Raw genomic sequence first — 26,670 nt, 5'->3', positions numbered from 1 at the left:
CAAGGGCCGCCTCTACGCCCCCGAAGCCCTCCACCTGGTCGACGCCATCCCGCTCACCTCCGTCGGCAAGCCCGACAAGAAGCGCCTGCGCCAGGACGCCGCATCCCGCTGACGCCCGCCCGGCTCGCCCGGCTGTCGGACGGTTCGCCTACAGTACGAGCCGTCCGGTCAGGCCGGGCAGGCCGGGCAGTCGGGGCAGCGGATGCGGGATGACGAGGCGGGACACATGGCAGGAGCGGCGTTCGAGCGGCTGCGGGCGATCATGGGCGAGCCCGCCTACACCCCCGCACAGGTCCCCTGGGAACTCGCCCCCGCTGAACTCGGCGTCCAACTGCCCTCCGACTACCGGGCGTTCATCGATCTCTACGGGGCGGTGAACCTCAACGGCGAGTGGGGCCTCACCGCCCCGGTCCGCACCCGCCCCGACGGCACACCCGACGGCTTCGCCGACTGGCGCACCCGGAGCGACGGGGAGCTGCGCGAACTCGTCCACGGCGAGGACGAGTTCTGGGGCCAGGACCACACCCCGGTCTTCCCCGACCCCGGAGGCCTGCTCTCCTGGGCCGTCAACAGCAACCACGCCCACTGCTGCTGGCTGACCACCGGCCCCGACCCGGACCGGTGGCCGGTGGCGGTCTTCGACTGCGGCGGCCTCGACGGCGCACTGGACGTCCACGAAGGCGGCTTCGCCCAGTTCGTCACCACCGTCCTCACCGGTGGCTACGCCCACCAGGACGAACTGCTGGTCACCCCCACCCCCGGAGGATGGCAGCCGCCACGCCCGCCGTGGACGCCCGGGCACGACTGGGACGGCACGAACTGGGGCGCGCGCTACGGCGTCGAGGGCTGGACGGCCGAACGGTGGAGCGACCGTACCGCCGCGCTCACCATGCCCTGGCGCCGGAACTGACCTATCGTCAGAACGGTTTGCCCGTAGCAGGATCGCCCGCCATGCGCGACCACCCACCGGGCCGGCGCCACCGTCGTGGCCGCCTGCTTGCGCAGTGCCACCACCCTGGCCCGACGGCACGCTGCGTCCGGCACTGGGGGAGCTGTTGGGTGCGGGCGTAGTGACAGCGGCGCTGCGGGAGCCGGGGCGAGGCAGTCCCCTTCCCATCGGCGGCCCGTCGTTCAGCTCGAACGAATGCCCTAGTCTCGGCGGATGACGCTCTACTTCGACCCGGTGGCTGTCCTCGGCAACGACCGCGATGCCTTTCGGGGCCGTTGGGAAGACCGACTGTGGCTCAACGTCCCCGGGCCCTTCTACGGCGGGGAGACTGACACCTGCTGGACGGGACGGCTCTCGGCGCCCGCCCACGTCCTCTACGGAGGCGAGTACCTCAGCGAGTACGTCTATCGCCAGCCCCGAACGCCTGCGGACACCGCGCTGCTGGTCGAGGCGGCAGGCAGCGACCCGTTCCTCGGGTACGGCTGTGACGGCGACTCCCGATGGACACCGGAAACGGTCCGGGAGTGGTGGCGTAATCGCGGCCAGGTCGTGCAATACCTGTCCGATCAGCGGAGCAAGTGGGATGAGAGCGATGCCCGGGCAGACCAGGGCATAGCCGCTGCCGTTCGCGACTTCGAGCGCTACATCGCCGGTGATCTGGCAACTGACCTGCGGATCTACCTCTACTGGCTGGAAGAGCGGCAGTCCCCCACCCCCGTTGACCGGTTGCCCGAGCTGTAGCGTCACGCGGCGAGTGCGTGGGCCCGCTGGGACCGAGCTGGATCCCGGTGGCGGTCGTCGGACGCCTCCAAGGCGGCGGGGAAGTAGTCGAGCAGGGCGTGCCGCAGCCGCTGCGTGATGCGGGTGCGTTCCCAGATCAGGGTCTTGTGCGCGCGTCACGACCTTGACTCCCTGGGCGTCGGCGCTGTCGCCGGAGATGAGGCCCACCTGCCGGCGGCTACCAGGCACCGATCCTGTCGGATGGAGCCTCGGTAGGTCATGTCGGGGAAGGTGGTCCGGGTGCGTGTCGAGGCGGAAGTTGACGCACAGTGGTCTCGCGGAGGATGTGGAGGTCGCGGTCGAGCTGGACGCCACTGCCGTGGTGCCGGTGTTGGTCGAGGGGGGGTGTTCACCGCGCTCTCGTGAGCACGGCCGGTCCGGCCACCGGTTGCTCGGCGGCGCCTGCGCGGGAAGTCGGCGGGGCCGACTTCCGGTGCGCGGGCTGCCTGGGTTGGGGCTCCAGCGCCCGGCGCTCATGGGCGGGTGAAGGCGGTGATGTCCGGGAGTGGCGGGTGGTAGCCGTGGGTGGTGTCCACGTGCAGGTGGGGTACGGGCAGGGACAGTGGGGTGAAGTCGTCGATCAGGTTGCCCGGGCCGGTCGGGGCGGCGAGCAGGGCGTGATCGGCGTGGGCGGCGCGGTGGGCGCCGGTGGCCAGGCGTTCGGCGATGCGGCGCCGGGCCAGGGCGGGGGCCACCCGGCAGTGCACGATGCGCAGGTCGGTGCGGGTGGCGAGCGGGGCCAGGCCGGTGCGCCAGAGGCGGTCCTGGTAGGCGGCCTCGGCGACCACGCTGATCCCGGCGTCCACCAGTACGCCCAGGACGTCGAAGAACGCGTCGCGCACCGCCAGGTCGGGTTCGGGCGTACGGGTGCCCGCGTGCAGCAGGCCCTCCTTGAACTCGTCGCGGACGACCGCCGGGCAGCCGACGGCCCGGGCCAGGGCGCGCGCCAGCGTCGTCTTGCCGCTGCCCGGCCCGCCGCTCACCACGATCAGCAACGCCTGCCTCCCGTCCAACCCGCTCGCCGGTCAAGCCCGTTGGGACTTCGTACCCGAAACCTCCGGCGCCCGGCGATCGTTGGGACCGGTGGACGGACCGACCGGCCCGACCCGCCCGGGCGGCGTCTCGACGGCGCGCGGGCCCGTACGAAACGGAGGGGACCATCATGACCCAGCCAGGGGACGCGGTGCGCGGCGGCAGCCCGGACTCGGCGGTCGACCGGGTGGCCGACTTCTACGGCGCCTACATCGACGCCGTCTCCGACGGCACCGACGACCTGTCGGACGGCCTGCGCGCCCACTACCTCACCGAGGACTTCCGTCAGCGCCTGGCGGCGTGGGAGGAGGCCAACCACGCCGACGGCGTGCTGCGCGCCCAGGACGTGCCCACGGCCTGGGAGGTGCGCTACCACGACTCGGGCGCCGGGCACCTGTTCACCACGGTCACGCTCACCTGGGGCACCGGCCCCGACGCCGGGCACACCCGGCTGGCGGTGCAGAGCGACCTGAGCACCAAGCTGATCTCGGACATCGAGGACGCCCCCGCCGGAGGCCAGTAGGGGGAGGCTGCCGCGGGTTCAGGCCAGGGCGGCGGTCAGGCGCGCGGGCAGGGTGTCGTAGGGGCGGCACTCGACCACCGGCAGGCCGGTGGCGCGGGCCCGGTCGGCGAGCCAGTGGGAGTAGCGGGCGCTGACGTCGGCGCGGGCGTCCTGGGGCCCGGCATCGGGTTCGCGGTGGGCGTAGTTGGCGCCGATGCGCCGCGGGTCGCCCTCGTGGAGGAAGACGGCGCGCAGGCGTCGGCCGAGGGCGGCGGCCTCGGCGGCGGCCCGTACGGCGGCCGCGGGGGTGAGGTAGTCGCCCTCGACGACGGCCGGCACGTCCACGCTCACGCGGTTGCGCACGACGCCGAGCAGTGCTTCGTCCAGGGCGTGGGCGGTGGCGATCTGCAGTTCCAGGACGCGGTCGGCGCCCAGTTCCCGCTCGGGGTCGCGGTAGGGGGCGAAGTGGTGCAGCGCGGGGTGGGTGGCGGGGGTGGTGGCGGCCTGCAGGGCGGCGACGACGTCGTCGAACTCGACCGTGAACGCGCCGTGCTCGGCGGCCAGGCGCTCGGCGGCGCGGCTCTTGCCGAGGCCGGAGGCGCCGCCGATCAGCAGGACGTCCCAGGGACGGTGGTCGGTGTGCATACCGTCACATTAGAGGAGGGCGGTAATCGTTTTCGGGTGCCGGTGGACTCTAGGGGAGTGGGGAAGGCGGGACGCCCGGTGAGCGGCGCCCCGCGGCCAGGCCCCCGGCGCCCGGAAGCCGGCCCACGGTCTGGTCCCGCTGCCGCCGCCCGCGTGCCCGTACTCGCTACGGGCACGCGGGCGACGGCCAACGGGTCCGGCGACCCGGGTGGGGGCGACGGGGCCGACGGGGCCCGTCAGGGCCGCTCGCGGGTGGCGGCGCGGCGCACCGCCCACGGCAGGGCGAACCAGAGGGTGGCGAAGATCAGCGCGATGACGGCGGTGATGGCGACGGCGGGCGCAGGGCCGAGGACGACGTCCAGCACCAGCAGCACGGCGCCGGTCAGGGCGCTGGCGAGCAGCAGCAGGCCGTACTGGGCGATGCGGGCGGAGACGTCGACGATGCGGGCCTTGCCGGGGTGGCGGTAGAGGCCGCGGTGCAGGGCGACGGGGGTGGCCAGGACGGCGGCGGCGACGACGGTCAGCAGCAGGGTGGTGACGTAGATGTCCTGCTGGGCGTCGGAGAGTTCGGAGAAGCGCGGGGTGAAGGCGACGCCGAGCAGGAACGCGAAGACGATCTGGACGCCGGTCTGCAGCACCCGTAGTTCCTGGAGCAGTTCGACCAGGCGTCGGTCGGCCCGTACGGCCGGGTTCTCCCAGCCCGGCGGCGGGGGTGAGGACTCGTCGGGGCGGCCGGGGTCGGGGTCGGGGCCGGGCGAGGGAGGGGTGCTCATGCGTCACATTGTGCGCGGCCGGCGCCCGTGGCCGGGACCGTCGTCAGGGTCGGGGCCGGGACCGGAGTCGGGGTCGGAGCCCGGGCCGGGGTCGGGAGCAGCCGGAAGGGTCGTGCCGGGCCCCGGCGTTCCGGGGGCGTCCAGGCGCCGGTGCCAGGCGGTGAGCAGGGCCTGGAGGGCGGCGGCCTCCTCGGGGGCGAGGTGGGCGAGCAGGCGGTGCTCGTTGCGCAGGTGGGCGGTGAACGCCTCGTCGATCAGGCGCACCCCGGCGTCGGTGAGGGCGACCACGCGCCCGCGCCGGTCGTCCTCGGCGGGGCGGCGGGTGACCAGGCCGGCGCGTTCCAGGCGGTCGATCCGCTTGGTCATCGCGCCCGTGGTGACCATGGTGTGGGCGGCGAGCTCCCCGGGGGCGCGCTCGTAGGGGGTGCCGGCGCGGCGCAGCGCGGCGAGCACGTCGAACTCGCCCTCGCTCAGCCCGTAGCGCTGGAAGACGAGGGTGAGTTCGGCGGTGAGGCGGTCGGCGAGGCGGTGCAGGCGCCCGATCACGGCCAGCGGGGAGACGTCGAGGTCGGGGCGTTCGCGGTGCCACTGGGCCTGGATGAGGGCGACGTGGTCGGCGTGATCGGTGTGATCAGCGTGGTCCGTGGGGTCCATGGGCCCATCCTACCTCCAGTAGCTTCCAAGGAAGCTATATTGTCTTCCATGGAAGCCAATGCCCGGTGGGTCCTGCTGACCGCCCTCGCCCCCCTCGCCTGGGGCACCAACTACTGGGTCACCCGTGCCTACCTGCCCGCCGACCAGCCCCTGTGGGGCGCCGCCCTGCGCGCCCTGCCCGCCGGACTGCTGCTGCTCGCCCTCGCCCGCCGTCGCCCCCGCGGTCCCTGGTGGTGGCGCAGCGCCGTGCTCGGCCTGCTCAACACCGCGGTCTTCTTCGTCCTGCTCTACCTCGCCTCCCAGTTGCTGCCCACCAGCACCGCCGCCACCGTCATGGCCGCCTCCCCGCTGGCCATGCTGCTCACCGCCCGGGTGCTGGCCGGCCAGCACCCGCACCGCGCCCACCTGGCCGGGGCGGTGATCGGCCTGGGCGGGGTGGCGCTCACCGTCCTCGGCGGCGACGGGATGCCCGACGGGAGGGGGCTGGCGGCCTCGGCGGGCGCGATGCTGGTCTCCTGCGTCGGCTACGTCCTGGCCGCCCGCTGGCGCGAGGGCGCCGACCCGCTGGCCGCCACCGCCTGGCAGCTGACGGCCGGCGGCCTGCTGCTGCTCCCTTCGGCCGTCCTCGCCGAGGGCGCCCCGCCGGCGCTCTCGGCTCGTACCCTGCTGGCCTTCGGCTACGTCACGCTGGTGGCCACCGCGCTGGCCTTCGCCTGCTGGTTCGCGGGCCTGCGGCACCTGCCGGCCGGCACCGTCGGCCTGCTCGGACTGCTCAACCCGCTGGCCGGGGTGCTGCTGGGCACCGCGCTGGACGGCGACGCACTGGGGCTGCGGCAGGGGGCGGGCCTGGTGCTGGTGGCCGCCGGGATCCTGCTCGGGCGCCCCCGCACCCGCGCGGCCGTGCCGGACACCGGTGCGTCCGCCGACCCCACGGCGCCGACGGCCTCGGCCTCGGGGCCGGGCTTGCGGCGGTGTCGTGGCACGTGATCGGATGGCGGGCAGCATCGCGTGCCGATGGCGGACCGCGCCAGGCATGGAGGTGCGGAACCGAAGGGACCGCCCGCTCGTGGCCTCCCCGTACTCGCGCGGCCGAACGGCCGCTCTCAGTCTCCAACTCTCCCAGGCGCACAACGAGTTGCGCCGCCGCTTGACCAACCTCCGCACGGGCCTGGGCCGCCGGACCATGCCCGATGACTCCCTGGGCGCCCACTGCCTCGCCTTCTGCACAGCCCTGACGAACCATCACCAGGGCGAGGATCAGGGCCTGTTCGCCGCCCTGGTGCGCGAGCGGCCCGACCTCGCCCCCACCGTCGCCAAACTCGCCGAGGACCACGACCTCATCACCCACATCCTCGCCCGGGTCCGCGACCTCGCCGAACAGGCCGTACGGGCTGCGGACCTGGAGGCCGTCGGGCGCGAACTCGACGGCCTCGCCGCCATCATGGAGTCGCACTTCGCCTACGAGGAACGCGCCATCGGCGCCGCTCTGGACGCCGCCCTGGACACCGGAGTCGGCGGCCGCGAGGACTGGTCGGGGCCGGTCCTGCGCTTCCGCGCACCGTAAAACCCCTCGCCGACGCGAGTCCGCCCTCCCTAGACTCGCCCCGCAGCCGCGCCTCGAATGCGCGGCCGACCGTGACGACAGCAATCGGAGAGGGGGCGGGACGGCCATGCCGAAGCACAGCGCCGCCGCTCCCTCTCCCGCCTCGCGGTACGAGGTGATCCTGGTGTCCTCGCCCTTCCGGTGCCCGCTGCGCGGCCGGCACCGGAACAGTGCCGTCACCGTCTGAGAACGCCGCCCGTAGAAACTTGTCAAGGGCCCATTCTCGTCAATGATCTGACGGAATGTCAGAACTCAGCGACAGCACTGTGCCAATCGCGCTTCCACCCGTAGCACCGCCTCGAAAGGCACCGGGCCATGCGCACCCACACCACCACCACTATCGGCACCGCCGCGATCGCCGCCGTCCGCAACCTCGGCATCCTCGCCCATGTCGACGCCGGCAAGACCACCCTCACCGAACGGATCCTCTACCTCACCGGTACCACCCACAAGCGCGGCGAGGTCCACAACGGCACCACCGTCACCGACTTCGACCCCCAGGAACGCGACCGCGGCATCACGATCTTCGCCGCCGCCGTCAGCTGCGCCTGGGCCGGGCACCGGATCAACCTCATCGACACCCCCGGCCACGTCGACTTCGCCGACGAGGTCGAACGGAGCCTGCGCGTCCTGGACGGCGCCGTCGCCGTCTTCGACGCCGTCGCGGGCGTCGAGCCGCAGAGCGAATCCGTGTGGCGCCAGGCCGAACGCCACGGCGTGCCCCGGATCGCCTTCGTCAACAAGCTCGACCGCGCCGGAGCCGACCTAGACGCCGCCGTCGCCTCCATCCGCGAACGCCTGCACCCCCACCCGCTCGTCGTCCACCTGCCCATCGGCACCGAGGAGGCCTTCACCGGCCTCGTCGACCTCGTCCGCCTGCGCGCCCTCACCTGGGACGCGGAGGGCACCCTGACGGAGGGCCCCGTCCCCGACCGCCTCGCGGCCGAGACCGCCGCCCGCCGCCGCACTCTGGAGGAGGCCGTGGCCGAACTCGACCCCCGGGCCCTGGAGGAGTTCTGCACCCACGCCACCCTCGGCACCGACACCCTCACCACCGCCCTGCGCGACCTCACCCGCACCGGCGATGCCGTGGTCGTCCTGGCCGGCTCCGCCTACCGCAACCGCGGTGTCGAACCCCTCCTGGACGCCGCCCTCGCCTACCTGCCCTCACCCCTGGACACCCCGCCCGTGACCGCCGCCGACGGCTCCCAACAGCGCCTCCCCGACCCGGGGCAGCCCGTCACCGCCCTCGCGTTCAAGGTCACCACCGCGCCCACCGGCCGCCTCACCTACCTGCGCCTGTACGCCGGCACCCTGCACAAGGGCGCCACCCTGCTCGACGCCGCCACCGGCCGCACCGAACGCATCGCCCGCATCCTGCGCGTCCAGGCCGACCGCCACACCGAGACCGACCACGCCCTGGCCGGCGACATCGTCGCCGTCATCGGCCCCAAGCACACCCGCGTCGGCGCGACCCTGTGCGACCCCGACCACCCGATCCTCCTGGAGGCACCCGTGAGCGCCGAACCCGTCGTCACCGTCGCCGTCGAGGCCCGCCGCAGCGCCGACACGGACAAGCTCACCGCCGCCCTGGCCCGCCTCACCGACGAGGACCCCTCGCTGCGCCTGGCCACCGACCCCGAAACCGGCCAACGCACCCTGTCCGGCCTGGGCGAACTGCACCTGGAGGTCGCCGTGGAGAAGGTACGCCGCGACGCCGGCGTCGAGGCCGTCGTCGGCCGCCCCCGCGTCGCGCTGCGCGAGGCGCTGGTCGAAGGCGTCACCGGCTTCACCCACCGGCACGCCAAACAGGACGGCGGGTCCGGCCAGTTCGCCCACATCGTCCTCGACCTGGCCCCCGCCGACGAGGCCTTCGCCTTCACCTCCACCGTCACCGGCGGGCGCGTGCCGCGCGAGTACGTCCAGGCCGTGGAGGCCGGCTGCCGCGACGCCCTCTCCGAGGGCCCGCTCGGCGGCCACCCGGTCACCGGCGTCGCGGTCACGCTCACCGACGGGCTCACCCACCCCAAGGACTCCTCCGAGCTCGCCTTCCGTACCGCCGCCCGTCAGGGCCTGCGCGAGGCGCTGCGCGCATCCCGGCTCCACCTGCTCGAACCCCTCGCGCAGGTGAGCGTCACCGTGCCCGAGGACGCGCTCGGCACCGTCCTGGGCGACCTCGCCGCCCGCCGCGCCACCGTTCAGGGCACCCGGCCCGGCCCGGGCGGCACCGCCCAGGTCGACGCCCTCGTACCGCTGGCCGAACTCTTCGGCTACGCGGGCCGGCTGCGCAGCCGTACCCAGGGGCGCGGCACCTTCACCACCCGGCCGGCCGGCTACGCCCCGGCGCCCGCGGCGGCTTCGGCGCTCGCGGCCCCCACGGTTCCCGCGGCCCCCGCGGCCGGCCGGGCGGCCCGCTGAGGCGCGGCCCGGCCCTCCCCGTCCGGGGGAGGGCCGGGCCCTGCCTCCCGAGAAAACCGCTGGTCCGCCGTCGCCGTACGGTGGTAGAACTCCCGGGTGCACAAGAACCCGGACTTCCCCGACCTGCTGCGTCTGATCGACGACCGCTCCGCCGCCTTCCGCGCCGCGATCGCCGCCGCCCCAGACCTCGACGCCAAGGTCCCCAGCTGCCCCGAGTGGACGCTCCACGACCTGGCCCGGCACCTGGGCAGCGGAGACCGCTTCTGGGCCGCGATCGTCGCCGCCGGCCCCGCCGACGGGCCCCCCGCCGAGGCCGTCGCCGCTCGCGCCGCCATCGTCGCACCCCGCGAGCGCGAGGCCCTGACGGCCTGGCTGGCCGACTCCACCCAGCAGCTGCTGGACACCCTGCGCGCCGTCGGCGCCGAGGCCGACTGCTGGACGTGGTGGCCCGGCTCGCAGACCCCGCAGAGCGCCGGCGGCGTCGCCCGCCACCGGGTCCAGGAGAGCGCGGTGCACACCTACGACGCCCAACTCGCCAACGGAGCGGCCGAGATGCTGCCCGAGGAGGTCGCGCTCGACGGCGTCGAGGAGTTCCAGTTCACCTGCGTCGCCACCCCCGTCGCCTGGCCGCACACCCCCGCGGTCATCGACTACCACGCCACCGAGGGCCGCTCCTGGCGCCTGCACCTGGGCGCCGACGGCGTCCAGGTCGAGCGCCTGACCGACCATCCGACCGGGGCCGCCGCCACGCCTGCGGATGTCTCCGCCCGTGGCATTGCCTCCGAGCTGGTCCTCTTCTGCTACGGCCGCTTCTCGCTGGACGCCATGAACATCGACGGCGACCGTCAGGTCTTCCAGCAGCTCATCGACTGGGACCCGAGCGCCTGATCGCCGGTCGGCCCGGGGTGGGCGGTGGTCACAGTGTCCCGGCCTGTGCCGCCGCCCACGCCGACGGGAACAGCGGACGCCAGCCCAGGTCCCGGCGGGCGGCCGCGGTCGACACCTGCCCCTCCCACGGGTCGAACTCCGCCTCCGGCGCCGAAGTGCCGGGGTGGGTGCGGTCGTTGAGGACGTGCAGGTCCCAGGCGGTCAGCGGCGCGTCGTCCGACACGTTGTAGGTGCGGCCCTCGATCCCCGGGGTCACCACCGCCCGCCACAGCGCCTGCGCCACGTCCGCGTGGTGCACCACCGCCAGCCGCTGGTGGGCCGGCCAGGACGCGGCCCAGTGCAGCGACTGCGCCAGGTGCGGATCGCCCTCCCCGTACACGAACGCCAACCGGGCCACCACCAGCGGCAGTTCGTCCGCCAGCTCGCGCAGTCCCGCCTCGGCCTGCGCCTTGGACTGCGCGTACACCCCCCACGCCGGGTCGGGCGCCAACCGGTCCTCCTCCACGGCCGGGCGGCCCAGCCCCCGCCCGTACACCAGGTTCGTGCTGGTGTGCACGAACCTCGCCACCCCGGCCTTCGCGGCCTCCCGGCCCAGCGCGATCGCCGCGTCCCGGTTGACCGCCCACGCCCGCTCGTCCGGCACCCCGCGCAGCGCCGCCGCCACGTTCAGCACCACGTCGACGTCCGCCAACGCCCGCGCCCGGTCGGCGGGTTCGCACACGTCCCCGACCACCGTCTCCACCCCGTCCAGCCCCAGCCCCACCGCCTGCGCCTTGGCCGCGTCCCGCACCAGCACCCGCACCGAGCCACCCTCGGCCCCGGCCCACCGCGCCAGGCGCGGCACCAGACGCTGCCCCACCGAACCGGTCGCCCCCGTCACCAGGATCTTCGTCATGCTTGCTTCCCCTCACAGGAGTTGTGCTCTCCGACGTGCACCAGCTTGCCCGCCCCGCCCGGCCGCCGACAGAGACCCGCTGATCCAGGGATTCCCGATCCCTGGTTGGGACCGCCGGTCCTGTTACCGCTCCTTGTCGCCTGTGCGGCCCGGGCCGCTGCGTGCCGCGCGGGGGCGGCCCGCGAGGTGGACGGCGAGGGCGGTCAGCAGCGCCGCCGCCGACGCGTACACCGGCAGCCACAGCGTCGTCGTCGAGGCCAGGCAGTCGTTCACGGCGACCCGGCCCTGGGTGCGCTGCGCGGAGGCCAGCGCGTCGGCCCCCTGGTCGGCGAGCGCGCCGAGGGCGGCCCGCACGTTCAGCGCCGCGTAGTCGCCCAGGCGCGCGCACTCGGCGCGGGTGCCCGGCATCGGCAGCAGCCAGGCCCAGCGCTGCATCGCCGAGGCCAGGACGAGGGCCGCGCACAGGCCGACGACCAGCGAGTAGGCCGCCAGCGACCGCAGGCGACCGCGGCCGAACCCCGCACCGGGCGTACCGGGCGTACCGTGCGCACGGGTTGAGCGCAGTGGCGGGTCGGCGAAGGCGAAGACCACGGCGAGCAGGGTCAGCCCGAGGTAGGTGGAGAACCACTGCCAGGACCCCGAGGCGAGCGCGGCCGCCAGCACCCCGGCCAGCGCCGTGCCCAGCACCCCGGCCTGCCCGCCGCCCGGCCGGCTCCCGCCGGGGTCCGGGCGGCCCGGGAGGTGGGGGAGGCTGCGCTCGTCCATGGGGTTTCTCCTGCCTGGCGTCCGGGCCCACCAGTGTCCGGCCGCACCCCGGCACCGGCTCCGCCGCCCCGCCGCCGCGCGCGGCCCCCTCGCCCGGTCGGCGGCGGTTCTGGCCGACTCGGTCAAGGCGACTGGCAACGCTCCGCGCGGTGGGCGGGGGCGGCTCTCGCCGATGCGCAGGGTCTCGTCCTGGGCCGGCGAACGTCTGATCGCGAGGTGCCCGGTCCGTCGGTCGGGCTCTCTCGAACGACCTGTGCCGGGCTCGCCCGCCAGCTCCGGCCGTGACGGCCGGGCGGGGTGTCAGGGGTGCATGGCGCGTTCCTGCGGGGTCCACGTGCGGCGTCCCGTTGTCATTCTGGTGAGTGGGGGGTACCCCCCTGGGTGTCGGGTTCGGGTCAGAGTCCGCCCGCTACTCGGAGGATCGCCCCGGTCGTGTACGAGGCGTCCTGTGACAGCAGCCAGGAGACCGCCGCGGCGATCTCCTCCGGCCGGCCGGCGCGGCCGAGGGGGATGTTGGCGGCGGCTTTGGCGGGGCGTTGGGGGTCCTGGTGGAAGTCGGTCCAGATGGTGCCGGGGGCGACGGCGTTGACGCGGATGCGCTGTCCGGCGACTTCTTTCGACAGTCCGACGGTCATGGCGTCGACGGCGGCCTTGGAGGCGGCGTAGTGGACGTACTGTCCGGGGCTGCCGAGGGTGGCCGCGGCGGAGGAGATGTTGACGATCGCTCCGCCGCCCGTAGGTGCCATGTCCTGGACGGCGCGGCGGGCGCACAGCAGGTATCCGAGGATGTTGATGTCCAGGGCGCGGCGGATCCCGGCCGGGTCGGCTTCGGCCAGTGGTCCGTTGGGGCCGCTGGTCCCGGCGTTGTTGACCAGGGCGGTGAGGGGGCCGAGCTGTGCGGCCCGGTCGAAGAGGTGCTCGACGTCCGCCTCCTCGGCGGTGTCGGCCCGTACGGTCAGGCAGGTGCGGCCGCGGTCACGGACCTGCGCCGCTACGGCCTCGGCGGCGGCGCCGTCCGTGTGGTAGCCGAGGACGACGTCGTGGCCCTCGCCTGCGAGGCGCCGGCAGATCGCCGCGCCGATGCCGCGGCTTCCGCCGGTGACCACGGTGACGAGCTGTGTCTTCATGTCAGTTCTCCGGGAGTGCGTGGGTGGTCGAGTGGCCGAAGCGTTCGCGGTAGTGGTCGGGGGCGATGCCGAGGTGGCGGTGGAAGGTGCGGCGCATGGTCTCGGCGGTGCCGAAGCCCAGGCGGCGGGCGAGTGCGGCGACCGGTTCGTCGGTCTCGGTGAGGGCCCGTCGGGCCGCTTCCATCCGTACGCGTTCGACGTACGCGGCCGGTCCCGTGCCGACTTCCGCGGCGAAGCGCCGCTGCAGGTGGCGGGGGCTGAGGCCGGCCCGGGCGGCCAGCTCCGCGAGGCCGTGCCGCCCGCCGGGGTCGTCCTGGACGGCCCGTACGGCTGTGCGTACGGGCCCGCTGGTCGGCTGCGCCGACCACAGGGGGACGCTGAACTGTGACTGGTTGCCGGGTCGGCGCAGGTACAGCACCATCTCGCGGGCTGCCGCGAGGGCGAGCTCCGGCCCGTGGTCGTCCTCCACGAGGGCGAGTGCGAGGTCCATGCCGGCGCTGACGCCGGCGGAGGTCCACACCGGCCCGTCCCGGATGAAGATCGGGTCGCAGTCCACGGTCAGTTCGGGGTGCTCCTGGGCGAGTTGGCGCTCGCGGGCCCAGTGGGTGGTGACCCGCCGTCCGGCGAGGAAGCCGGTGGCGGCCAGGAGCAGCGCACCGCTGCACACCGAGGCGACCCGGCGGGCGCCGGACGCGGCCGCGGTGATCCAGGCGACCAGGGCGGGGTCGTGGCGCGCGTCGTTGACGCCGGGGCCGCCGATCACGACCAGGGTGTCCAGTCCTTCGGGGGCGAGGTCCGCGATCCCGTGGGTGGCGTGCATCGTCAGCCCGCTGGAGGAGCGGACCGCACCGGCGCGGGGGGCCACCACCGGGCAGTCGTAGCCGCCGACCGCCTCCTGTGCGTAATGGAACACCGCATGGGGGCCGACCAGGTCGACCGACTGGAATCCCTCGAACACCACGAACACCACCTGACGCATGCCTGCCAGGCTGTCCGAGCGGCGTCGACGGCGTCAACGACGAGCACCCCACGGATCGCGCCACGCCCCGCGCGGCGCGCCCCGGGTGCTGTGCGCCGTACCCGGGGGCGGCCCGCGCCCGTCCGGCGGATCATGCCGTCGTAGGCTGGCCGGCATGCACAGCACGCTGACGGAGCACGCCCGCTGCCTCTTCGGAGACGAATACCGGCCCACGCCGCAGTGCGCCAAGGAGCATGCGGAGTCCTTCTTCGTCGAGGAGCTGACCTTCGCGGATGCGGATGCGATTCTCGCCATGCTGAGGGAGCTGTGCCCGCACCTGGTCGACGGGCTCCTGCCGGTGTGGGTGCGGAATCTGGCGTATCGGCTCGTGCTGCTGCAGCGGCCGGACGAGCCGGCGTTGTTGCGGGAGGCGGCAGGGAGCCTGTGGACGCACGGGCCGGACTGGGACGGCATCGCAGCAGACCTGGAGGCACGGGCCGACGCCCTGGAGTCGGTGTGAGCCAGGGCTTGAGCCACAGTCGGATCGAGGCCGCGGTGACAGCGCCGGTCGTACTGGCTGCCCACCCGGTGGCCCGCCCGCCCGTCCGAGTTCCTGGACCGGCTGGCACCGTCACGTCACCCTAGCCCGGCCGAGGACCCGAGACGAGCCACTAGACGGCGCGCAGCAGGAGCCGGCCGTGGCGGAAGCGCTCGCCCTCGCCGGGCTCACGCAGCAGGCGGGCGTTCTCGGTGAGGCCGGCTTCGCGGGCGAGGTGGGCGAGGTGGTCGACGGGCCAGCGGTAGGCGGTGGTGACCTTGTGGTCGAACGGGGTGACGGGATCGCCCTCGGACTCGAAGAACCCGAGCAGCGCGTACCCGCCCGGGGCCAGCACGCGGCGGAACTCGGCCAGGTAGGAGGGGAGTTGCTCGGGTGGGGTGTGGATCAGCGAGTACCAGGACACGAGCCCGCCCAGTTCTCCGTCGCCCACCGCCAGGGCATCCATCGATCCCGTCCGGAAGCGCAGCCGCGGGTACCGCCGGCGGGCGATGGCGATCAGTGCGGGGGAGAGGTCGATGCCGGAGGCGTCCAGGCCGTGCTCGGCCAGCGCGGCCGTGAGGTAGCCGGGCCCGCAGCCCAGGTCCGCGACCTGGCCGGACCCGGACTCGCGCACCAGGTCGGCGAAGGCGGTGACGAGGGAGCGGTCCAGCGGCAGGTGGGCCAGGCCGTCCCTCATGAAGTCGGCGTAGCGCTCCGCCAGCGCGTCGTAGGCGTCGGCGGTCGTGCGCAGGTACGAGGAGGAGGGTGACGAGGATCCGGACACGGGCCACGACTCTAGACCACCCGAGGCCCGGCCGGCCCTGGAGCCCGACCGACCCTGGAGCCCGCCCAGCCCCGGACCGGTAGGCCCTGGCTACCGGCCCCGGAGCGCGCCATGCTGGGCACCATGATCGACCGTGAGGCCCTCGCCGACTTCCTCAGCCGCGCCCGTGCCCGTCTGACGCCCGCCGACCTCGGCCTGCCGCCCGGTGCCCGGCGCCGTACGCCCGGGCTGCGCCGGGAGGAGGTGGCGCAGCTGGCCGGACTGTCGGTGGACTACTACGCGCGACTGGAGCAGCGCCGCGGCCCGCAGCCCTCCCCGCAGTTGCTGGCGGCCCTGGCGCGGGCGCTGCGTCTGAGTGAGGACGAGCGCGACCACCTGTTCCACCTGGCCGGCCACGAGCCGCCGCGCCGCCACGGCGCCCACGCGCACGTGCGGCCCGGACTGCTGCTGATCCTGGACCGCCTGCACGACGTGCCCGCACAGGTGGTCTCGGACGTGGGGGACGTGCTGGCGCAGAACGCGATGGCGGCGGCGGTGTTCGGGGACGCCGGTGGTTCCGGCCGGCGCAACCTGCTGCTGCGCTGGTTCGCCGACCCGGCGAGCCGGGCGCTCTTCCCGCCGGAGGACCACGAGGCCCTGGCCCGCGCCCACGTGGCGGGCCTGCGCGCGGCGCACGCGGCCCGCCCGGGTGATCCGCGGGTGGCCGGACTGCTCGCCGAACTCCTGGCGACGGGACCGGAGTTCGCTGCCCACTGGGAGCGCCATGAGGTGGCGCGCAGGCGCAGTGGGGCCAAACGGGTGTGCCATCCGGTGGTGGGGGAACTGGTGCTGGAGTGCGAGGTGCTGGCCGCGGGCGGGGAGGACCAGTTGCTGCTGGTGCACACGGCCGCGGTGGGCAGCGAGAGCGCCTCGCGGCTGGAGCTGCTGCGGGTGGTCGGTGCCGGGGTGTGACGCCCGGGCGGGCGTGCGGACCGTGCGCCCGCCCGCAGGGTCGGCCGGAGCGTCGGTCCGGTGCGGGCGGGTGTGACCTCGCTCGCGTGCTGCGCCGGCTGCCGCGTGTCCGGCCCGGCGCCCCGTAGGCTGAGCGGGCCGGGGACGGAACAGAACGTCACCAACGCGACACGCCGACACATCGACACACCGACACCTCGGCACACCGGCACACCGGCACACCGATGGATCGACAGAAGCGGGCAGGCAGGGGCGATGCAGTTCGATGACGAGGGCGACCTCGACACCTCGCAGGTGGACGACCGGCGGGGCATTCCGGGTGGGAAGGTCGCCCTCGGCGGCGGAGCGGTGGGCCTGATCGCGGTGCTGTTCGCGGTCATCCTGGGGGTCGATCCGCAGTTGCTGGGCCTGTCCGACGGCGGTGGCAGCGGCTCCTCCACCACCGGGGCGCGGACGGACAGCGAGGTGCGCGAGTCCTGCAAGAAGGGTGTGGACGCGAACAAGCGTCAGGACTGCCGGATCACGGCGGTGACCAACAGCCTGCAGGAGTTCTGGGGGGCGGAGTTGCCGGCCCGTACGAAGGTGGCGTACAAGCCCGCCCAGACGGTGCTGTTCACCAACCGGGTCTCCACCGCCTGCGGTCCGGCGACCTCGGCGGTGGGTCCGTTCTACTGTCCAGGTGACCGGATGGCGTACTTCGACCTGGGGTTCTTCGACGAGCTGTCCAGCCGCTTCGGCGCCAAGGGCGGCCCGTTCGCGGAGTCGTACGTGGTGGCGCACGAGTACGGGCACCACCTGCAGAACCTGCTCGGCACCATGCAGAAGGTCGGCAACGACCGGCAGGGCGCGGACAGCGCCTCGGTACGCCTGGAACTGCAGGCCGACTGCTACGCGGGGGTGTGGGCGCACCACGCGACCACGACCCCGCAGGCCTCCACGGGGCGTCCGTTGATCTCGGTGCTGACGGATCAGGACATCGCCCAGGGCCTGGACGCGGCGGCGGCGGTGGGTGACGACCGGATCCAGAAGCAGGCCACCGGGAGGATCAATCCGGAGGCGTGGACGCACGGTTCCTCCGCGCAGCGCAAGGCGTGGTTCACGACCGGCTACCGCGGCGGCGACATGACTCAGTGCGACACCTTCTCCGGGCGGATCTGACCTCCCGGAGGGATCCGGCGCGGCCCGCCCGCTCGACCGATCCCCAGGACACCCGCTTGACCAACCCCTTGCACGCCCGGGCCGGAAACGGCCCGGGCGTGCACCGTTCCCGCACGATGGTCCGTCCCGTGTCCTGCGAAAGGAGGCTCATCGCCCGGATTCCCCCAGGTATCAGGGCATCTGTCGGACCTTCACCAATCTCCCATCGGATGATCACCCCGCCGCCCGGGTCCGGACCTCCGGCGTACGGAGCGGTCCACTCCAATTCCTTCGCACACTCCCGGAGTCGAACCGCCCCCAGCAGCGAAAGGCCGCCCCGCCATGCCCCGTCCCGCCGAACGCCCCTCGCCCGACCGCCTGCTGCGCGAGGCCGCCGCGCGCCTGGACCGGCGCCGCTTCCTGACCGTCACCTCGGCCGCCGCCGCGCTCGCCTTCACCGTCAACCTGCCCTCCGCCCACGCCGACACCCCCGAGTTCGCGCCGCGCCTGATCACCGACGACCCGTTCACCCTCGGCGTGGCCTCCGGCGACCCGCTGCCCGACGCCGTCGTGCTGTGGACCCGCCTCGCTCCGCGCCCCCTGGAACCCGGCGGCGGCCTGCCCCCGGCCGGATCCGTCCGGGTCGGCTGGGAGATCGCCCGCGACGAGCGCTTCCGCCGCGTCGAGCGACGCGGCTCCGTCCGCGCCCACGCCGAGTTCAACTACGCCGTCCACGTCGACGTCGACGGCCTCGACGCGGCCCGCGGCTACTTCTACCGCTTCACCGTCGGCGCCTGGGCCAGCCCCGTCGGCCGCACCCGCACCGCCCCCGCCCGCACCCGCCGCCCGGAGCGCACCCGCTTCGCCGTCGTCTCCTGCCAGGCTTACGAGGACGGCTACTTCACCGCCTACCGCCACCTCGCCGACGAGGACCTCGACGCCGTCTTCCACGTCGGCGACTACGTCTACGAGTACGCCATCGACGCGGCCGGCGGCGACCGCAAGTACACCGACCGCGTCCTGCCCGCCGCCCTCGACCACGAGACCGTCACCCTGGAGGACTACCGGCTGCGCTACAGCCTCTACAAGAACGACCCCGACCTCCAGGCCGCCCACTCCGCCCACCCCTGGTACGTCACCTGGGACGACCACGAGGTCGAGAACAACTACGCCGCCGGCATCCCCGAGAAGAACCAGGACCCGGCCCCCTTCGTCGCCCGCCGTGCCGCCGCCTACCGCGCCTACTGGGAGAACCAGCCGCTGCGCCTGCCCCAGCCTCGCGGCACCGACCTCACCCTCTACCGGCGGGTCCACTGCGGGCAGCTCGCGCAGTTCGACATCCTCGACACCCGCCAGTACCGCGACGATCAGGCCAACGGCGACGGCTGGCAGTACCCGACACCCGAGTCCCAGGACCCGCGCCGCACCCTGATGGGCGCCACCCAGGAGCGTTGGTTCGCCGAGGGGCTGCGGCGTTCCCGGGCGACCTGGAACGTGGTGCCCCAGCAGGTGGTGTTCTCCCGCCGCAAGAACACCACCGCCGAGCGCTCGAAGCTGTCGATGGATGCCTGGGACGGCTACCCGGCGGCGCGCGAGCGCTTCCTCAAGGCCGTCGACGAGGCCGGTACGAAGAACCTGCTGCTGCTCACCGGAGACGTCCACGTCGCCTACGCGATGGACGTCAAGCGGGACTTCGACGACCCGGGCTCCCGGACGGTCGGCGTGGAGATCGTCGGCACCTCCGTCAGCAGCGACGGCGACGGCGAGGAGAAGCCCTCCAACTGGGCCACGCTGACGGCCGCCAACCCCCACATGAAGTTCTACGACGGCCGCCGCGGCTACACCACCCTGACGTTGGACCGCCACCGGGCCCGCGCCGACTACCGCACCGTCTCCCACATCACCCGCCCCGGCGGAACGGTCTCCACGGCCGCGTCCTTCGTGACCGAGGCCGGCAACCCGGGCCTCCACCCGGCCTGAGGCCGGCCGACGACGAAGCCCCGCCGCCCCGGCTTCCGGGGCGGCGGTGCGGAAGGCTGCCGTAGGTTCAGACCTCGCCGAACTCCCCGGCCCGGACGGCGGCTTCACCGGCTGCGTGAAGAAGACCAAGAACCGCTCCGAGTTCCTGGAGTTCTGCCGCCATCCGCGCTCGCTGCACCCGCTGGACATGCGCATCTCCTCTCCGTCGGCATAGCCAACCCCGACTTCGTCCAGGCCGAACGGGTCTTCGCCGCTGACGCGAAGTCCTTCTCCCCGGTTCTCACCATGCGGTGCTGGATCAACCCTGCCTCCGAACCCGACGTCACCTTCGTTCAGGGCGTGCCGGTCGGCGAGGATCCGACCGACCCTGAGGAGTAACGGTCCGGCAGCAGATCGGGACTCTGCGCCTCGGACGCTGCGACACGCCGTGGAGCGAGAAGGCGGGCGCTACGCGGAGCGCTGCCTCCGGAAGGCTGGTGTGTCCGGTGGTGAGGGTCACTCAGGATGGTCGCCCAGTGCGGGACGGTTGGTTGTTCACCGGGGTCGGGGCGGATGGGTTGAGTGCCCTTCGGTGGTCGATACCGGACTCGTCGGCGTAGGTGGGCCGCTGTGCGGGCGGGGCGGAACGCCGGACTCCCCGCCGTCCCGGGGTTTCGGGGTGGCGGGGAGCGGGTTGACGGGCGGCCGGGGCTATCTGCGGGCGGCCCGGGTGCGGCGGGTGAGGGAGTCGAGGACGACGGCCGCGAGCAGGACCGCGCCGGTGATCATGTACTGGATGGCCTGGGCGGCGTGGACCATGTCCAGGCCGGTGGTGATGGACTGGATGACCAGGATGCCCAGCAGCGCGGACCAGGTGTTGCCGCGGCCGCCGAAGAGGCTGGTGCCGCCGATGACGGCGGCGGCGATGGCCATCATCAGGACGTTGCCGCTGCCGAGTTGCTTGTCGGCGGAGCCCTGCTGGGAGGCGTAGAAGAGGCCGCCGAGGCCGGCCAGCAGCGCGGAGAGCATGAACACCGTGACCCGGACGCGGGCGACGTTGACGCCGGCGCGCCGGGCCGCCTCGACGCTGCCGCCGAGGGCGAAGATCTGCCGCCCGAAGCGGGTTCGGCGCAGGGTGAAGTCGGTGGCGACGACCACGCCGAGCAGGACGACCAGGGACAGCGGCAGGCCGCGGTCCTGGTTGAGGGCGTACGCGGCGGCCAGGGCGAGCACCGCCAGCGCGGCGGTGCGCAGCACCGTGTCGGCGAGCGGCCGGGAGGCCAGGCCGGCGGCGGACCGCCGCCGGGCGGTGCGCAGTTGGGCGAGCAGGTAGAGGGCGGGGGCGAGGACGGCGAGGCCCCAGGCGTAGGCGATGTCGCCGTCGCCGAGGAAGGTGGAGTCGAGGCCGGCGACGATGCCGTCGTGGGGGTTGTTGACGGTGCCGGCGTCGCCGAGGACCCATTCCTGGAGGCCGCTCCAGGCGAGCATGCCGGCGAGGGTGACGACGAAGGCGGGGACGCCGACGCGGGCGAAGAGCAGGCCGTGCAGGGCGCCGATGACGCAGGCGGCGGCGAGGGCGGCGGCGATGGCGAGCCATTCCGGCCAGCCCTGGCGTACGGCGAGGACGGCGGTGATGGCGGAGGACGCGCCGGCGACCGAGCCGAGGGAGAGGTCGATCTCGCCGAGGATGAGGACGAAGACGACGCCGACGGCTATCAGCCCCGGTCCGGCGATGAAGCGGGTGATGTTGGTGAGGTTGTCGGCCTGCAGGAAGTGGTGGGTGACGGACTGGAAGACGATCGCGATGACGACCAGTCCGACGACCACGGGCAGCGACCCCAGTTCGCCGGAGGCGAGCCGGCGCCGGGCGGCGTCGGCTCGTCCGGCCCAGGTCGGGGCGGTGACGTGCAGGCGGGGGTCGGGGGCGGGGGCGGTCATGCGGCGTCCTCCTCCTCGGCGCGGCGGGCCCGGCGGCGGGCGTGGGCGTTGTCGTCGGCGCCGGTGATGGCGGCGACGATCTGTTCCTGGGTGGTGTCGGCGACGGGGAAGACGCCGTTGTTGCGGCCCAGGCGCAGGACGGCGACGGTGTCGGCCACCGCCCGTACGTCGGCCATGTTGTGGCTGATCAGGATCACGGCGAGGCCGCGGTCGCGCAGGCGTTCCACCAGGTCGAGGACCTGGGCGGTCTGTTCGACGCCGAGCGCGGCGGTGGGTTCGTCCAGCAGCACGAGGGACGGTTCGCCGACCAGGGCGCGGGCGATGGCCACGACCTGGCGCTGGCCGCCGGAGAGGGCGGCGACGGGGGCGTGCACGTCGGGGATGCGGATGGCGAGGGTGTCCAGCAGGTCGCGGGCGCGTTGCTCCATGGCGACTTCGTCGAGCAGGGCGTGGCGCAGTTGTTCGCGGCCGAGGAAGAGGTTGGCGATGACGTCGAGGTTGTCGCAGAGGGCGAGGTCCTGGTACACGGTGGCGATGCCGAGGGCGGTGGCGTCCTGGGGGCGGGCCAGGCGCACGGGGGTGCCGCGGAAGGTGATGGTGCCCTCGTCCACGGCGTGGACGCCGGCGATGGTCTTGACGAGGGTGGACTTGCCGGCGCCGTTGTCGCCGACGAGGGCGAGGACCTCGCCCGGGTGGACGTCGAGGTCGATGTCGGTGAGGGCCTGGACGGCGCCGAAGCGCTTGGAGACCGAGCGCAGCTGGAGGACGGGTGCGCCTGTCACATGAACCATCCTGAATGTTCGGGGGTGGTGGGCTACTTGAGGCCGGCGGCGGTGCAGGCGGCGGCGTAGTCGGCGGTGCAGATGTCGGAGGCCTTGTAGAGGCCGTCGGCGATCACGGTCTGGGCGATGTCGGCCTTGGTGACGACCTTGGCGTCCAGGAGCTTGGCCGGGATGTTCTTGTCCGTGGAGCTGTCGACGGTGGTGGTGGCCACGGACTTCACGTCCTTGCCCTGGAGGAGGTCGACGGCCAGTTCGGCGGCGGACTCGGCGAGGGGCTTGTAGGCCTTGTAGATGGTGTAGGCCTGGTCGCCGTTGACGACGCGCTGGATGGCGTCGAGGCCGGCGTCCTGGCCGCCGACGGGGACCTTGATGCCGGAGCCCTGGAGCTGGGTGATGATGGCGCCGGCCATGCCGTCGTTGGCGGAGTAGACGGCCTGGAAGCCGTTCTTGCCGAGTTGGGTGACGGCGGCGGCGATCTTCTGGCCGGCGACGGTGGGGTTCCACTGGCCGGACTGCTCGTAGACGACCTTCTTGATCTTGCCGTCGAGGACCTTGTGCGCGCCGGTCTTGAACTGGGCGGCGTTGGGGTCGGCCTCGTCGCCGTTGATCATGACGATGTTCGCGTCGGGGGCCTGGGGGCCCAGGGCGTCCAGCAGGGCCTGGCCCTGGAGCTCGCCGACCTTCTCGTTGTCGAAGGAGACGTAGGCGGAGACGGGGCCGGTGGCCAGGCGGTCGTAGGCGAGGACCTTGACGCCCTTGGCGGCGGCCTCCTGCACCCAGCTCTGGGTGGACTTGGCGTCGAAGGCGTCCAGGATGATGACCTTGACGCCCTGGGTGAGGAGGGTGTCGAACTGCTGCTTCTGCTTGGCGGCGCTGCCCTCGGCGTTGTTGTAGAGCACCTTGCAGCCCGCGCACAGGGACTTGACCTTGGCCTCGATGAAGGGCCGGTCGAAGGACTCGTAGCGCACGGAGGAGGCGTTCTCGGGCAGCAGCAGGCCTATGGAGGTGCTGTCGCCGGAGGCGGCGGAGTCCTTCTTGTCGCCGCCGGCCTTGCCACAGGCGGCGGTCATGGAAAGCGCCAGCGCGAGGCCGACGGTCGGGACGAGTACGCGACGCAGTACGGCGTTCATACGGGTGCCTCTCCCTGGGGCGCCGCGACGGTGCGGCGGGGTGGGGGGAGTCAACCCTGACCGCGTACATGGCGTCAAGAAGTAAAACCAGACTCCGAGCGAACGCCTGCTATTCGTTATCTTCGTGAACGCTTTTGGTTTTCCCGGCGTGTGCGCTTGACATGGCGGTGGTACCGGGATAGAGGCTCGGCTTCTCGGTAGGCGGGGGGAGCCCGGTGCCGTGCGGCAGGAGTGCCGCGCCGTCCTGCCGGGGAGACGGCGAGGTGCCCGCCGCTCCCCTGATGCGGCGGGCACCTCACGATCGTCGGACAGCCCCGACCTGACGAATCGTCAGGGCCGGTCGAGGGTGATCGAGTTGATCGGCCCGAGGTCGTAGTAGACGCCGTTCTGGGCCGGGATGTCGTACACGCAGTTGCCGCCGCCGCTGCTCTTGCACAGGTGGGCGTGCGCGCCGCCGGTCTGGTTGTTCAGTACCCAGTGGTTGCCGTACTGGCCGCTGAGGTTGTGGGCGCCGTAGCTCCAGTACACGGCGCTGGGGGAGACGGCCGGGTTCTGGTCCTGCGGGTAGACGCAGACGGCGCCGGACGGGCAGCCCGCCCAGTCGCCGGTGACGGCGGCGCCGGCGCCGCCGGTGCCCACGGCGGTCAGTGCGGCGGCCGTGATCGCGACGGCGGTCAGGGCACGGGTGATCCTTCGCATGGTGTACTCCCTCGCTGGTGCGGCGGCCCCCACCTGCGGTCGGGGCCAGTGCTCGCCAGCGTAGGAACGTGCGGGCCAGGGCGGTCCCTGACATCCGACAGGGGCGCGCCGCCGCGCCCCGGGCGCCGGGGGGTGGTACGGGCGTCAGGCGTCGGGGTCCGGTTGCGGGGGCGGCGGGTAGGCCGGGCCCGTCTGCCGGAACGCCGGCCCCGCCGCCTCGATGTACGCGCGGAAGGCGGCCCCGGCGGAGCTGACGTGCAGGTCGACGACGACCTCCCCGCCATCGTGGCGGCCGTCCTCCGTGAGGGCCAGGCCGATCAGTGCCAACTCGCCGGCCTGGTCCCTCTGTTCACGTTCCTCCCAGGTCTCCTCGCCGAGTTCGCCCTCGTCGTCGCGTTCCCAGGCCGCCATCGCGGCGCGGGCCAGTTCCGCGGGCAGGCGCACCGTGACCCGGCCGACCTGGTGGTGGACGTGCTCCCCGACCGCGGCCAGCAGCTTCGCCTCCTGCCGGTACAGCGTGTACTGCTCCTGATGCGTCATGAGGGAACTCCTCGTGGGTCGTCGGGCCGCACGCCCGGGGTCAGGCGCAGGCGCTCGGGGCGGGCCGGGGCCCGCAGGCGTTCGGGCGGCAGCTGGTCACGGCGGGCCTGCCAGGCGAGCAGACGGGAACGGTCCTGCTCGTCCCCGGCCCCCTCCCCCTCCGGCGCGGGTGCCTGGCCGGTCTCCCGCAGCAGCACCCGGGCCGGGCGGTCCTCGCCGGCGGGCAGGACGTCCAGCACCAGGAAACGGGTGCCGGGCGGGAACACCACTTCGGGATCCCCCTCCTCGGCGATCACGGACGTGCGGCGGCCGGTGGCGGACCACACCAGGAACTCCACGCCCGTGCCCGGCACCACCTCCGCCTCCGCGGTCCCCACCACGGGCGCGGGCTCCACCAGCAGCGCGCCGCGCACGTACTGCGCCAGCACCTCCTCGCCGGCCTCGGCGCCCAGCAGCACCGCGCCCCGGTGGTTGGGCAGCCGCCGCAACCCGGACCCCAGACAGGCCAGGTACGGGGCCAGCGGCCCGGTGGCGTGGTCGCCGCGGCGGGCGGCCTCGACCAACTCGGCGCGGTGCACCGGGATACCGGTGTCGGCGTGGTGCAGGTAGACCGCCGCCAGGTCGTCCTTCAGGTCGTCCCGCGCCTGGGCGCGCAGCGCCGGCATCCGCAGCGCCGCCTGCTCGGCGCGGCCGGCGTAGCGGTGGAAGTCCGCACCCAGCAGGGCCCGGAAGGCGGCCCGCTCGGCGGGCGTGGACGCGCGGCCGGCGGCGGTGGTGCCGACGGTGGGCGGGACGAGGAGGCGGGGCGCGGCGGCACGACCGGGGGTGTCGGGGGAGTCGGGGGAGCCGGGGACGATGGCGCCCTGCGGCGGGGCCGGGGGCTCGCCGGGGCCCGCCCCTTCGGCCTGCGGGGTGGGCGGGTCCTGCGGGCCGGCCGGTTCGGGGGTCGGTGCGGGGGTGTCGGGGGTGGTGCTCTGGGTGGTGACGGTCGCGGCGGTGGCCGGGGCGATGGGTTCCGGCGGGGTGGGGGTGGCAGGGGTGGCCGGGTGGGTTCGTCGGACGGTGGGGGTGGCGGGCAGGAGCAGTCGCGGGGCGGGGGCGCCCGGTTCGGTGAGGGCGGACACCAGGTCCTCCAGGACGGCGAGGACCTCGGCGGGCGCCGGCCGGTCGGCCGAACCCGCGATCAGGGTCGGCCGGGTCGGGTCCGGGGCGAGCAGGCGGGGGCCGCGGTCGTCCGGCACCTGGTCGGGCCGCAGCCACAGCCCGGCCGGAACGGCCTCCAGGCGCCAGCCCGCGACCGGGGCCTGATGGAGCGCCGGCCCGCAGTCGGCGAAGGCCGCGGGCAGGGGGCGCCACGCGGAGGCGATCACCCGCCCCAGCTCGCGGCAGGCGGTCAGCTCGGTCAGCCACGGCTCCCAGCCCGGGGCCCCGTCGGCGCCCAGGACACGGGCGGACCAGCCGCTCGCGGTCCGTGTCGGCAGGCCGACAGCGGCCCGCACGTCGTGGCCCAGGGTCGCCGCGAGCGCCCCGGTCAGGGCTACGAGCTGCGCGGGGTCGGCCCAGGGCGCACTGATCAGCAGCTCGGCGGGACGGGCGTCGGGCGGGCCGGGCCGGGCAGCGGCGACGGCGGCGGCGATTGCGGCGACGTCGGCGGCCGGTGGCAAGGGCGCGTGCGGTCGGCCTACCACCAGCACCGGGGTGCCGGGCGCCGTGGCGGCCCGGAGCAGGGGGTCCGGCACGGCGGCCGGGACGGTCGTGCCGGGGAACCAGAAGCCGTGCGGCAGCACGGCCGTCAGCGCCTCGACCGTGCTCTCCGCGGGCCCGGCCACGGTCGGCTCCCCGGCGCGGGGTGCCGGGGCGCTCGTTCCGACGGGATTGGTGGGAAGGGGAGTTGGGTCCGGTACGGCGGCCTGCTGGGCCGCCTGCCGGGGCACGGGGGCGGCGGGGGCGGCGGGGGAGGGCAGCGGGCCCGCCGCCGGTAGGGCCGGTGTGGCGGGCCGGTGGGTGGGGTCCGCTTCGAGGGGGTGCGGGGCGCCGAGGTGCTCGCCGGACGCTCCCGCCGTGGTCGTCGCGGGTGCCGTCGGTGTGGCCGCCACAGCCGCCGTGGCCGCCACAGCGGCTGCGGTGACCGTCACGGCTGCTGTCGTGCCGTTCCCGGAGCTGCCGGTGCCCGCGCCCCCGGGCGCCGCGCCGGTGCCCGCGCCCCCGGGCGCCGCGCCGGTG

At 74.2% G+C, this 26,670-nt stretch carries 25 protein-coding genes and 2 pseudogenes; 12 read left to right on the top strand and 15 right to left on the bottom strand.

The window, feature by feature from the left end:
- Positions 1–226: 226 nt before the first annotated feature.
- Together ACFXPX_RS35965 and ACFXPX_RS35960 are read left to right on the top strand one after the other, a co-directional pair.
- Positions 227–910, top strand: coding sequence for a hypothetical protein (locus ACFXPX_RS35965; RefSeq protein WP_380644554.1), 684 nt, complete (start codon positions 227–229; stop codon positions 908–910).
- A 252-nt stretch (positions 911–1,162) separates the two neighbouring features.
- On the top strand, positions 1,163–1,690 hold the full coding sequence (locus ACFXPX_RS35960; protein WP_380590560.1) for a ferredoxin: 528 nt from the start codon (positions 1,163–1,165) through the stop codon (positions 1,688–1,690).
- 512 nt (positions 1,691–2,202) lie between these two features.
- Here ACFXPX_RS35960 and ACFXPX_RS35955 read toward each other — a convergent pair.
- The gene (locus tag ACFXPX_RS35955; protein WP_380644556.1) at positions 2,203–2,715 is read right to left on the bottom strand and encodes an AAA family ATPase; all 513 of its coding nucleotides are present in this window, start codon (positions 2,713–2,715) and stop codon (positions 2,203–2,205) included.
- Between the two features lie 176 nt (positions 2,716–2,891).
- Here ACFXPX_RS35955 and ACFXPX_RS35950 point away from each other — a divergent pair, with 176 nt between their 5' ends.
- Positions 2,892–3,284, top strand: coding sequence for a hypothetical protein (locus ACFXPX_RS35950; protein WP_375897391.1), 393 nt, complete (start codon positions 2,892–2,894; stop codon positions 3,282–3,284).
- Positions 3,285–3,302: 18 nt separating this feature from the next.
- On the opposite strand, the gene ACFXPX_RS35945 is transcribed toward ACFXPX_RS35950, so the two are convergent.
- The 3 genes and pseudogenes from ACFXPX_RS35945 to ACFXPX_RS35935 form a co-directional block, all read right to left on the bottom strand.
- Positions 3,303–3,908, bottom strand: coding sequence for an AAA family ATPase (locus ACFXPX_RS35945; protein WP_380644553.1), 606 nt, complete (start codon positions 3,906–3,908; stop codon positions 3,303–3,305).
- A gap of 236 nt (positions 3,909–4,144) precedes the next feature.
- On the bottom strand, positions 4,145–4,681 hold the full coding sequence (locus ACFXPX_RS35940) for a DUF6328 family protein (protein WP_380644552.1): 537 nt from the start codon (positions 4,679–4,681) through the stop codon (positions 4,145–4,147).
- A 132-nt stretch (positions 4,682–4,813) separates the two neighbouring features.
- A pseudogene (locus ACFXPX_RS35935) lies at positions 4,814–5,335 on the bottom strand (MarR family winged helix-turn-helix transcriptional regulator); the annotation flags it as partial.
- A gap of 48 nt (positions 5,336–5,383) precedes the next feature.
- Here ACFXPX_RS35935 and ACFXPX_RS35930 point away from each other — a divergent pair.
- The 4 genes from ACFXPX_RS35930 to ACFXPX_RS35915 all read left to right on the top strand — a co-directional run bounded on the left by ACFXPX_RS35930 (position 5,384) and on the right by ACFXPX_RS35915 (position 10,244).
- A complete protein-coding gene (locus ACFXPX_RS35930) occupies positions 5,384–6,322 on the top strand; it encodes a DMT family transporter (protein WP_380590566.1) in 939 nt (312 codons plus the stop codon).
- 4 nt (positions 6,323–6,326) lie between these two features.
- On the top strand, positions 6,327–6,899 hold the full coding sequence (locus ACFXPX_RS35925; RefSeq protein ID WP_380644551.1) for a hemerythrin domain-containing protein: 573 nt from the start codon (positions 6,327–6,329) through the stop codon (positions 6,897–6,899).
- A 354-nt stretch (positions 6,900–7,253) separates the two neighbouring features.
- Positions 7,254–9,356: an elongation factor G gene (gene fusA / locus ACFXPX_RS35920; protein ID WP_380644550.1), complete on the top strand. Its 2,103-nt coding sequence runs from the start codon at positions 7,254–7,256 to the stop codon at positions 9,354–9,356.
- A 96-nt stretch (positions 9,357–9,452) separates the two neighbouring features.
- Positions 9,453–10,244, top strand: coding sequence for a maleylpyruvate isomerase family mycothiol-dependent enzyme (locus ACFXPX_RS35915; protein WP_380522839.1), 792 nt, complete (start codon positions 9,453–9,455; stop codon positions 10,242–10,244).
- Between the two features lie 28 nt (positions 10,245–10,272).
- Here the strand turns inward: ACFXPX_RS35915 and ACFXPX_RS35910 are convergent, their stop codons facing one another.
- From ACFXPX_RS35910 to ACFXPX_RS35895, 4 genes are all read right to left on the bottom strand, one after another.
- Positions 10,273–11,139 (bottom strand): NAD-dependent epimerase/dehydratase family protein, encoded by an 867-nt coding sequence (locus tag ACFXPX_RS35910; protein ID WP_380644549.1) that lies wholly within the window; start codon positions 11,137–11,139, stop codon positions 10,273–10,275.
- Between the two features lie 123 nt (positions 11,140–11,262).
- Positions 11,263–11,904, bottom strand: a complete 642-nt coding sequence (locus ACFXPX_RS35905) for a hypothetical protein (protein ID WP_380644548.1) — start codon at positions 11,902–11,904, stop codon at positions 11,263–11,265.
- A gap of 395 nt (positions 11,905–12,299) precedes the next feature.
- Positions 12,300–13,031, bottom strand: coding sequence for an SDR family NAD(P)-dependent oxidoreductase (locus tag ACFXPX_RS35900; protein ID WP_380644547.1), 732 nt, complete (start codon positions 13,029–13,031; stop codon positions 12,300–12,302).
- 1 nt (position 13,032) lies between these two features.
- Complete coding sequence (locus tag ACFXPX_RS35895; protein WP_380522845.1) at positions 13,033–14,010, bottom strand: GlxA family transcriptional regulator; 978 nt, start codon at positions 14,008–14,010, stop codon at positions 13,033–13,035.
- 154 nt (positions 14,011–14,164) lie between these two features.
- Here ACFXPX_RS35895 and ACFXPX_RS35890 point away from each other — a divergent pair, with 154 nt between their 5' ends.
- Positions 14,165–14,509 (top strand): hypothetical protein, encoded by a 345-nt coding sequence (locus tag ACFXPX_RS35890; protein WP_380522846.1) that lies wholly within the window; start codon positions 14,165–14,167, stop codon positions 14,507–14,509.
- A gap of 151 nt (positions 14,510–14,660) precedes the next feature.
- Here ACFXPX_RS35890 and ACFXPX_RS35885 read toward each other — a convergent pair whose 3' ends face one another.
- Positions 14,661–15,311: a class I SAM-dependent DNA methyltransferase gene (locus ACFXPX_RS35885; RefSeq protein WP_380644546.1), complete on the bottom strand. Its 651-nt coding sequence runs from the start codon at positions 15,309–15,311 to the stop codon at positions 14,661–14,663.
- 126 nt (positions 15,312–15,437) lie between these two features.
- Here ACFXPX_RS35885 and ACFXPX_RS35880 point away from each other — a divergent pair, with 126 nt between their 5' ends.
- The 4 genes from ACFXPX_RS35880 to ACFXPX_RS35865 all read left to right on the top strand — a co-directional run bounded on the left by ACFXPX_RS35880 (position 15,438) and on the right by ACFXPX_RS35865 (position 19,593).
- Positions 15,438–16,262 (top strand): helix-turn-helix transcriptional regulator, encoded by an 825-nt coding sequence (locus ACFXPX_RS35880; protein ID WP_380644555.1) that lies wholly within the window; start codon positions 15,438–15,440, stop codon positions 16,260–16,262.
- 255 nt (positions 16,263–16,517) lie between these two features.
- Positions 16,518–17,420 (top strand): neutral zinc metallopeptidase, encoded by a 903-nt coding sequence (locus ACFXPX_RS35875; protein WP_380522848.1) that lies wholly within the window; start codon positions 16,518–16,520, stop codon positions 17,418–17,420.
- Between the two features lie 321 nt (positions 17,421–17,741).
- Entirely contained in the window at positions 17,742–19,379 is a 1,638-nt protein-coding gene (locus ACFXPX_RS35870; protein ID WP_380644545.1) for an alkaline phosphatase D family protein, read from the top strand.
- A 46-nt stretch (positions 19,380–19,425) separates the two neighbouring features.
- Positions 19,426–19,593 carry a hypothetical protein gene (locus ACFXPX_RS35865; protein WP_380644544.1) on the top strand — a complete coding sequence of 56 codons (168 nt, stop codon included), beginning with the start codon at positions 19,426–19,428 and terminating at the stop codon, positions 19,591–19,593.
- Between the two features lie 476 nt (positions 19,594–20,069).
- Here the strand turns inward: ACFXPX_RS35865 and ACFXPX_RS35860 are convergent, their stop codons facing one another.
- The 6 genes and pseudogenes from ACFXPX_RS35860 to ACFXPX_RS35835 all read right to left on the bottom strand — a co-directional run.
- The gene (locus ACFXPX_RS35860; RefSeq protein ID WP_380522850.1) at positions 20,070–21,296 is read right to left on the bottom strand and encodes a sugar ABC transporter permease; all 1,227 of its coding nucleotides are present in this window, start codon (positions 21,294–21,296) and stop codon (positions 20,070–20,072) included.
- Positions 21,293–22,087 carry an ATP-binding cassette domain-containing protein gene (locus ACFXPX_RS35855; RefSeq protein WP_375895376.1) on the bottom strand — a complete coding sequence of 265 codons (795 nt, stop codon included), beginning with the start codon at positions 22,085–22,087 and terminating at the stop codon, positions 21,293–21,295. The genes ACFXPX_RS35860 and ACFXPX_RS35855 overlap by 4 nt, the downstream gene beginning before the upstream one ends.
- Before the next feature lie 23 nt (positions 22,088–22,110).
- Complete coding sequence (locus ACFXPX_RS35850; RefSeq protein ID WP_380590597.1) at positions 22,111–23,208, bottom strand: sugar ABC transporter substrate-binding protein; 1,098 nt, start codon at positions 23,206–23,208, stop codon at positions 22,111–22,113.
- 330 nt (positions 23,209–23,538) lie between these two features.
- Positions 23,539–23,907 carry a hypothetical protein gene (locus ACFXPX_RS35845; RefSeq protein WP_380522852.1) on the bottom strand — a complete coding sequence of 123 codons (369 nt, stop codon included), beginning with the start codon at positions 23,905–23,907 and terminating at the stop codon, positions 23,539–23,541.
- Between the two features lie 144 nt (positions 23,908–24,051).
- The gene (locus ACFXPX_RS35840) at positions 24,052–24,447 is read right to left on the bottom strand and encodes a hypothetical protein (RefSeq protein WP_380590600.1); all 396 of its coding nucleotides are present in this window, start codon (positions 24,445–24,447) and stop codon (positions 24,052–24,054) included.
- Positions 24,444–26,670, bottom strand: a pseudogene (locus tag ACFXPX_RS35835) (hypothetical protein); the annotation flags it as partial. The pseudogene ACFXPX_RS35835 and the gene ACFXPX_RS35840, both read right to left, overlap by 4 nt.

The sequence above is a fragment of the Kitasatospora sp. NPDC059146 genome (assembly GCF_042786665.1).
GTDB lineage: Bacteria > Actinomycetota > Actinomycetes > Streptomycetales > Streptomycetaceae > Kitasatospora.
This window is presented reverse-complemented; position numbering and strand designations above follow the sequence as displayed.

What these genes read in the sequence shown, in the direction of transcription:
- ACFXPX_RS35965 (WP_380644554.1), top strand. Translation starts at nt 227, where the DNA reads ATGGCAGGAGCGGCGTTCGAGCGGCTGCGGGCGATCATGGGCGAGCCC.
- ACFXPX_RS35960 (WP_380590560.1), top strand. Translation starts at nt 1,163, where the DNA reads ATGACGCTCTACTTCGACCCGGTGGCTGTCCTCGGCAACGACCGCGAT.
- ACFXPX_RS35950 (WP_375897391.1), top strand. Translation starts at nt 2,892, where the DNA reads ATGACCCAGCCAGGGGACGCGGTGCGCGGCGGCAGCCCGGACTCGGCG.
- ACFXPX_RS35945 (WP_380644553.1), bottom strand. Translation starts at nt 3,908, where the DNA reads ATGCACACCGACCACCGTCCCTGGGACGTCCTGCTGATCGGCGGCGCC.
- ACFXPX_RS35940 (WP_380644552.1), bottom strand. Translation starts at nt 4,681, where the DNA reads ATGAGCACCCCTCCCTCGCCCGGCCCCGACCCCGACCCCGGCCGCCCC.
- ACFXPX_RS35930 (WP_380590566.1), top strand. Translation starts at nt 5,384, where the DNA reads ATGGAAGCCAATGCCCGGTGGGTCCTGCTGACCGCCCTCGCCCCCCTC.
- ACFXPX_RS35925 (WP_380644551.1), top strand. Translation starts at nt 6,327, where the DNA reads ATGGCGGGCAGCATCGCGTGCCGATGGCGGACCGCGCCAGGCATGGAG.
- fusA (WP_380644550.1), top strand. Translation starts at nt 7,254, where the DNA reads ATGCGCACCCACACCACCACCACTATCGGCACCGCCGCGATCGCCGCC.
- ACFXPX_RS35910 (WP_380644549.1), bottom strand. Translation starts at nt 11,139, where the DNA reads ATGACGAAGATCCTGGTGACGGGGGCGACCGGTTCGGTGGGGCAGCGT.
- ACFXPX_RS35905 (WP_380644548.1), bottom strand. Translation starts at nt 11,904, where the DNA reads ATGGACGAGCGCAGCCTCCCCCACCTCCCGGGCCGCCCGGACCCCGGC.
- ACFXPX_RS35900 (WP_380644547.1), bottom strand. Translation starts at nt 13,031, where the DNA reads ATGAAGACACAGCTCGTCACCGTGGTCACCGGCGGAAGCCGCGGCATC.
- ACFXPX_RS35895 (WP_380522845.1), bottom strand. Translation starts at nt 14,010, where the DNA reads ATGCGTCAGGTGGTGTTCGTGGTGTTCGAGGGATTCCAGTCGGTCGAC.
- ACFXPX_RS35890 (WP_380522846.1), top strand. Translation starts at nt 14,165, where the DNA reads ATGCACAGCACGCTGACGGAGCACGCCCGCTGCCTCTTCGGAGACGAA.
- ACFXPX_RS35875 (WP_380522848.1), top strand. Translation starts at nt 16,518, where the DNA reads ATGCAGTTCGATGACGAGGGCGACCTCGACACCTCGCAGGTGGACGAC.
- ACFXPX_RS35870 (WP_380644545.1), top strand. Translation starts at nt 17,742, where the DNA reads ATGCCCCGTCCCGCCGAACGCCCCTCGCCCGACCGCCTGCTGCGCGAG.
- ACFXPX_RS35860 (WP_380522850.1), bottom strand. Translation starts at nt 21,296, where the DNA reads ATGACCGCCCCCGCCCCCGACCCCCGCCTGCACGTCACCGCCCCGACC.
- ACFXPX_RS35855 (WP_375895376.1), bottom strand. Translation starts at nt 22,087, where the DNA reads ATGGTTCATGTGACAGGCGCACCCGTCCTCCAGCTGCGCTCGGTCTCC.
- ACFXPX_RS35850 (WP_380590597.1), bottom strand. Translation starts at nt 23,208, where the DNA reads ATGAACGCCGTACTGCGTCGCGTACTCGTCCCGACCGTCGGCCTCGCG.
- ACFXPX_RS35845 (WP_380522852.1), bottom strand. Translation starts at nt 23,907, where the DNA reads ATGCGAAGGATCACCCGTGCCCTGACCGCCGTCGCGATCACGGCCGCC.
- ACFXPX_RS35840 (WP_380590600.1), bottom strand. Translation starts at nt 24,447, where the DNA reads ATGACGCATCAGGAGCAGTACACGCTGTACCGGCAGGAGGCGAAGCTG.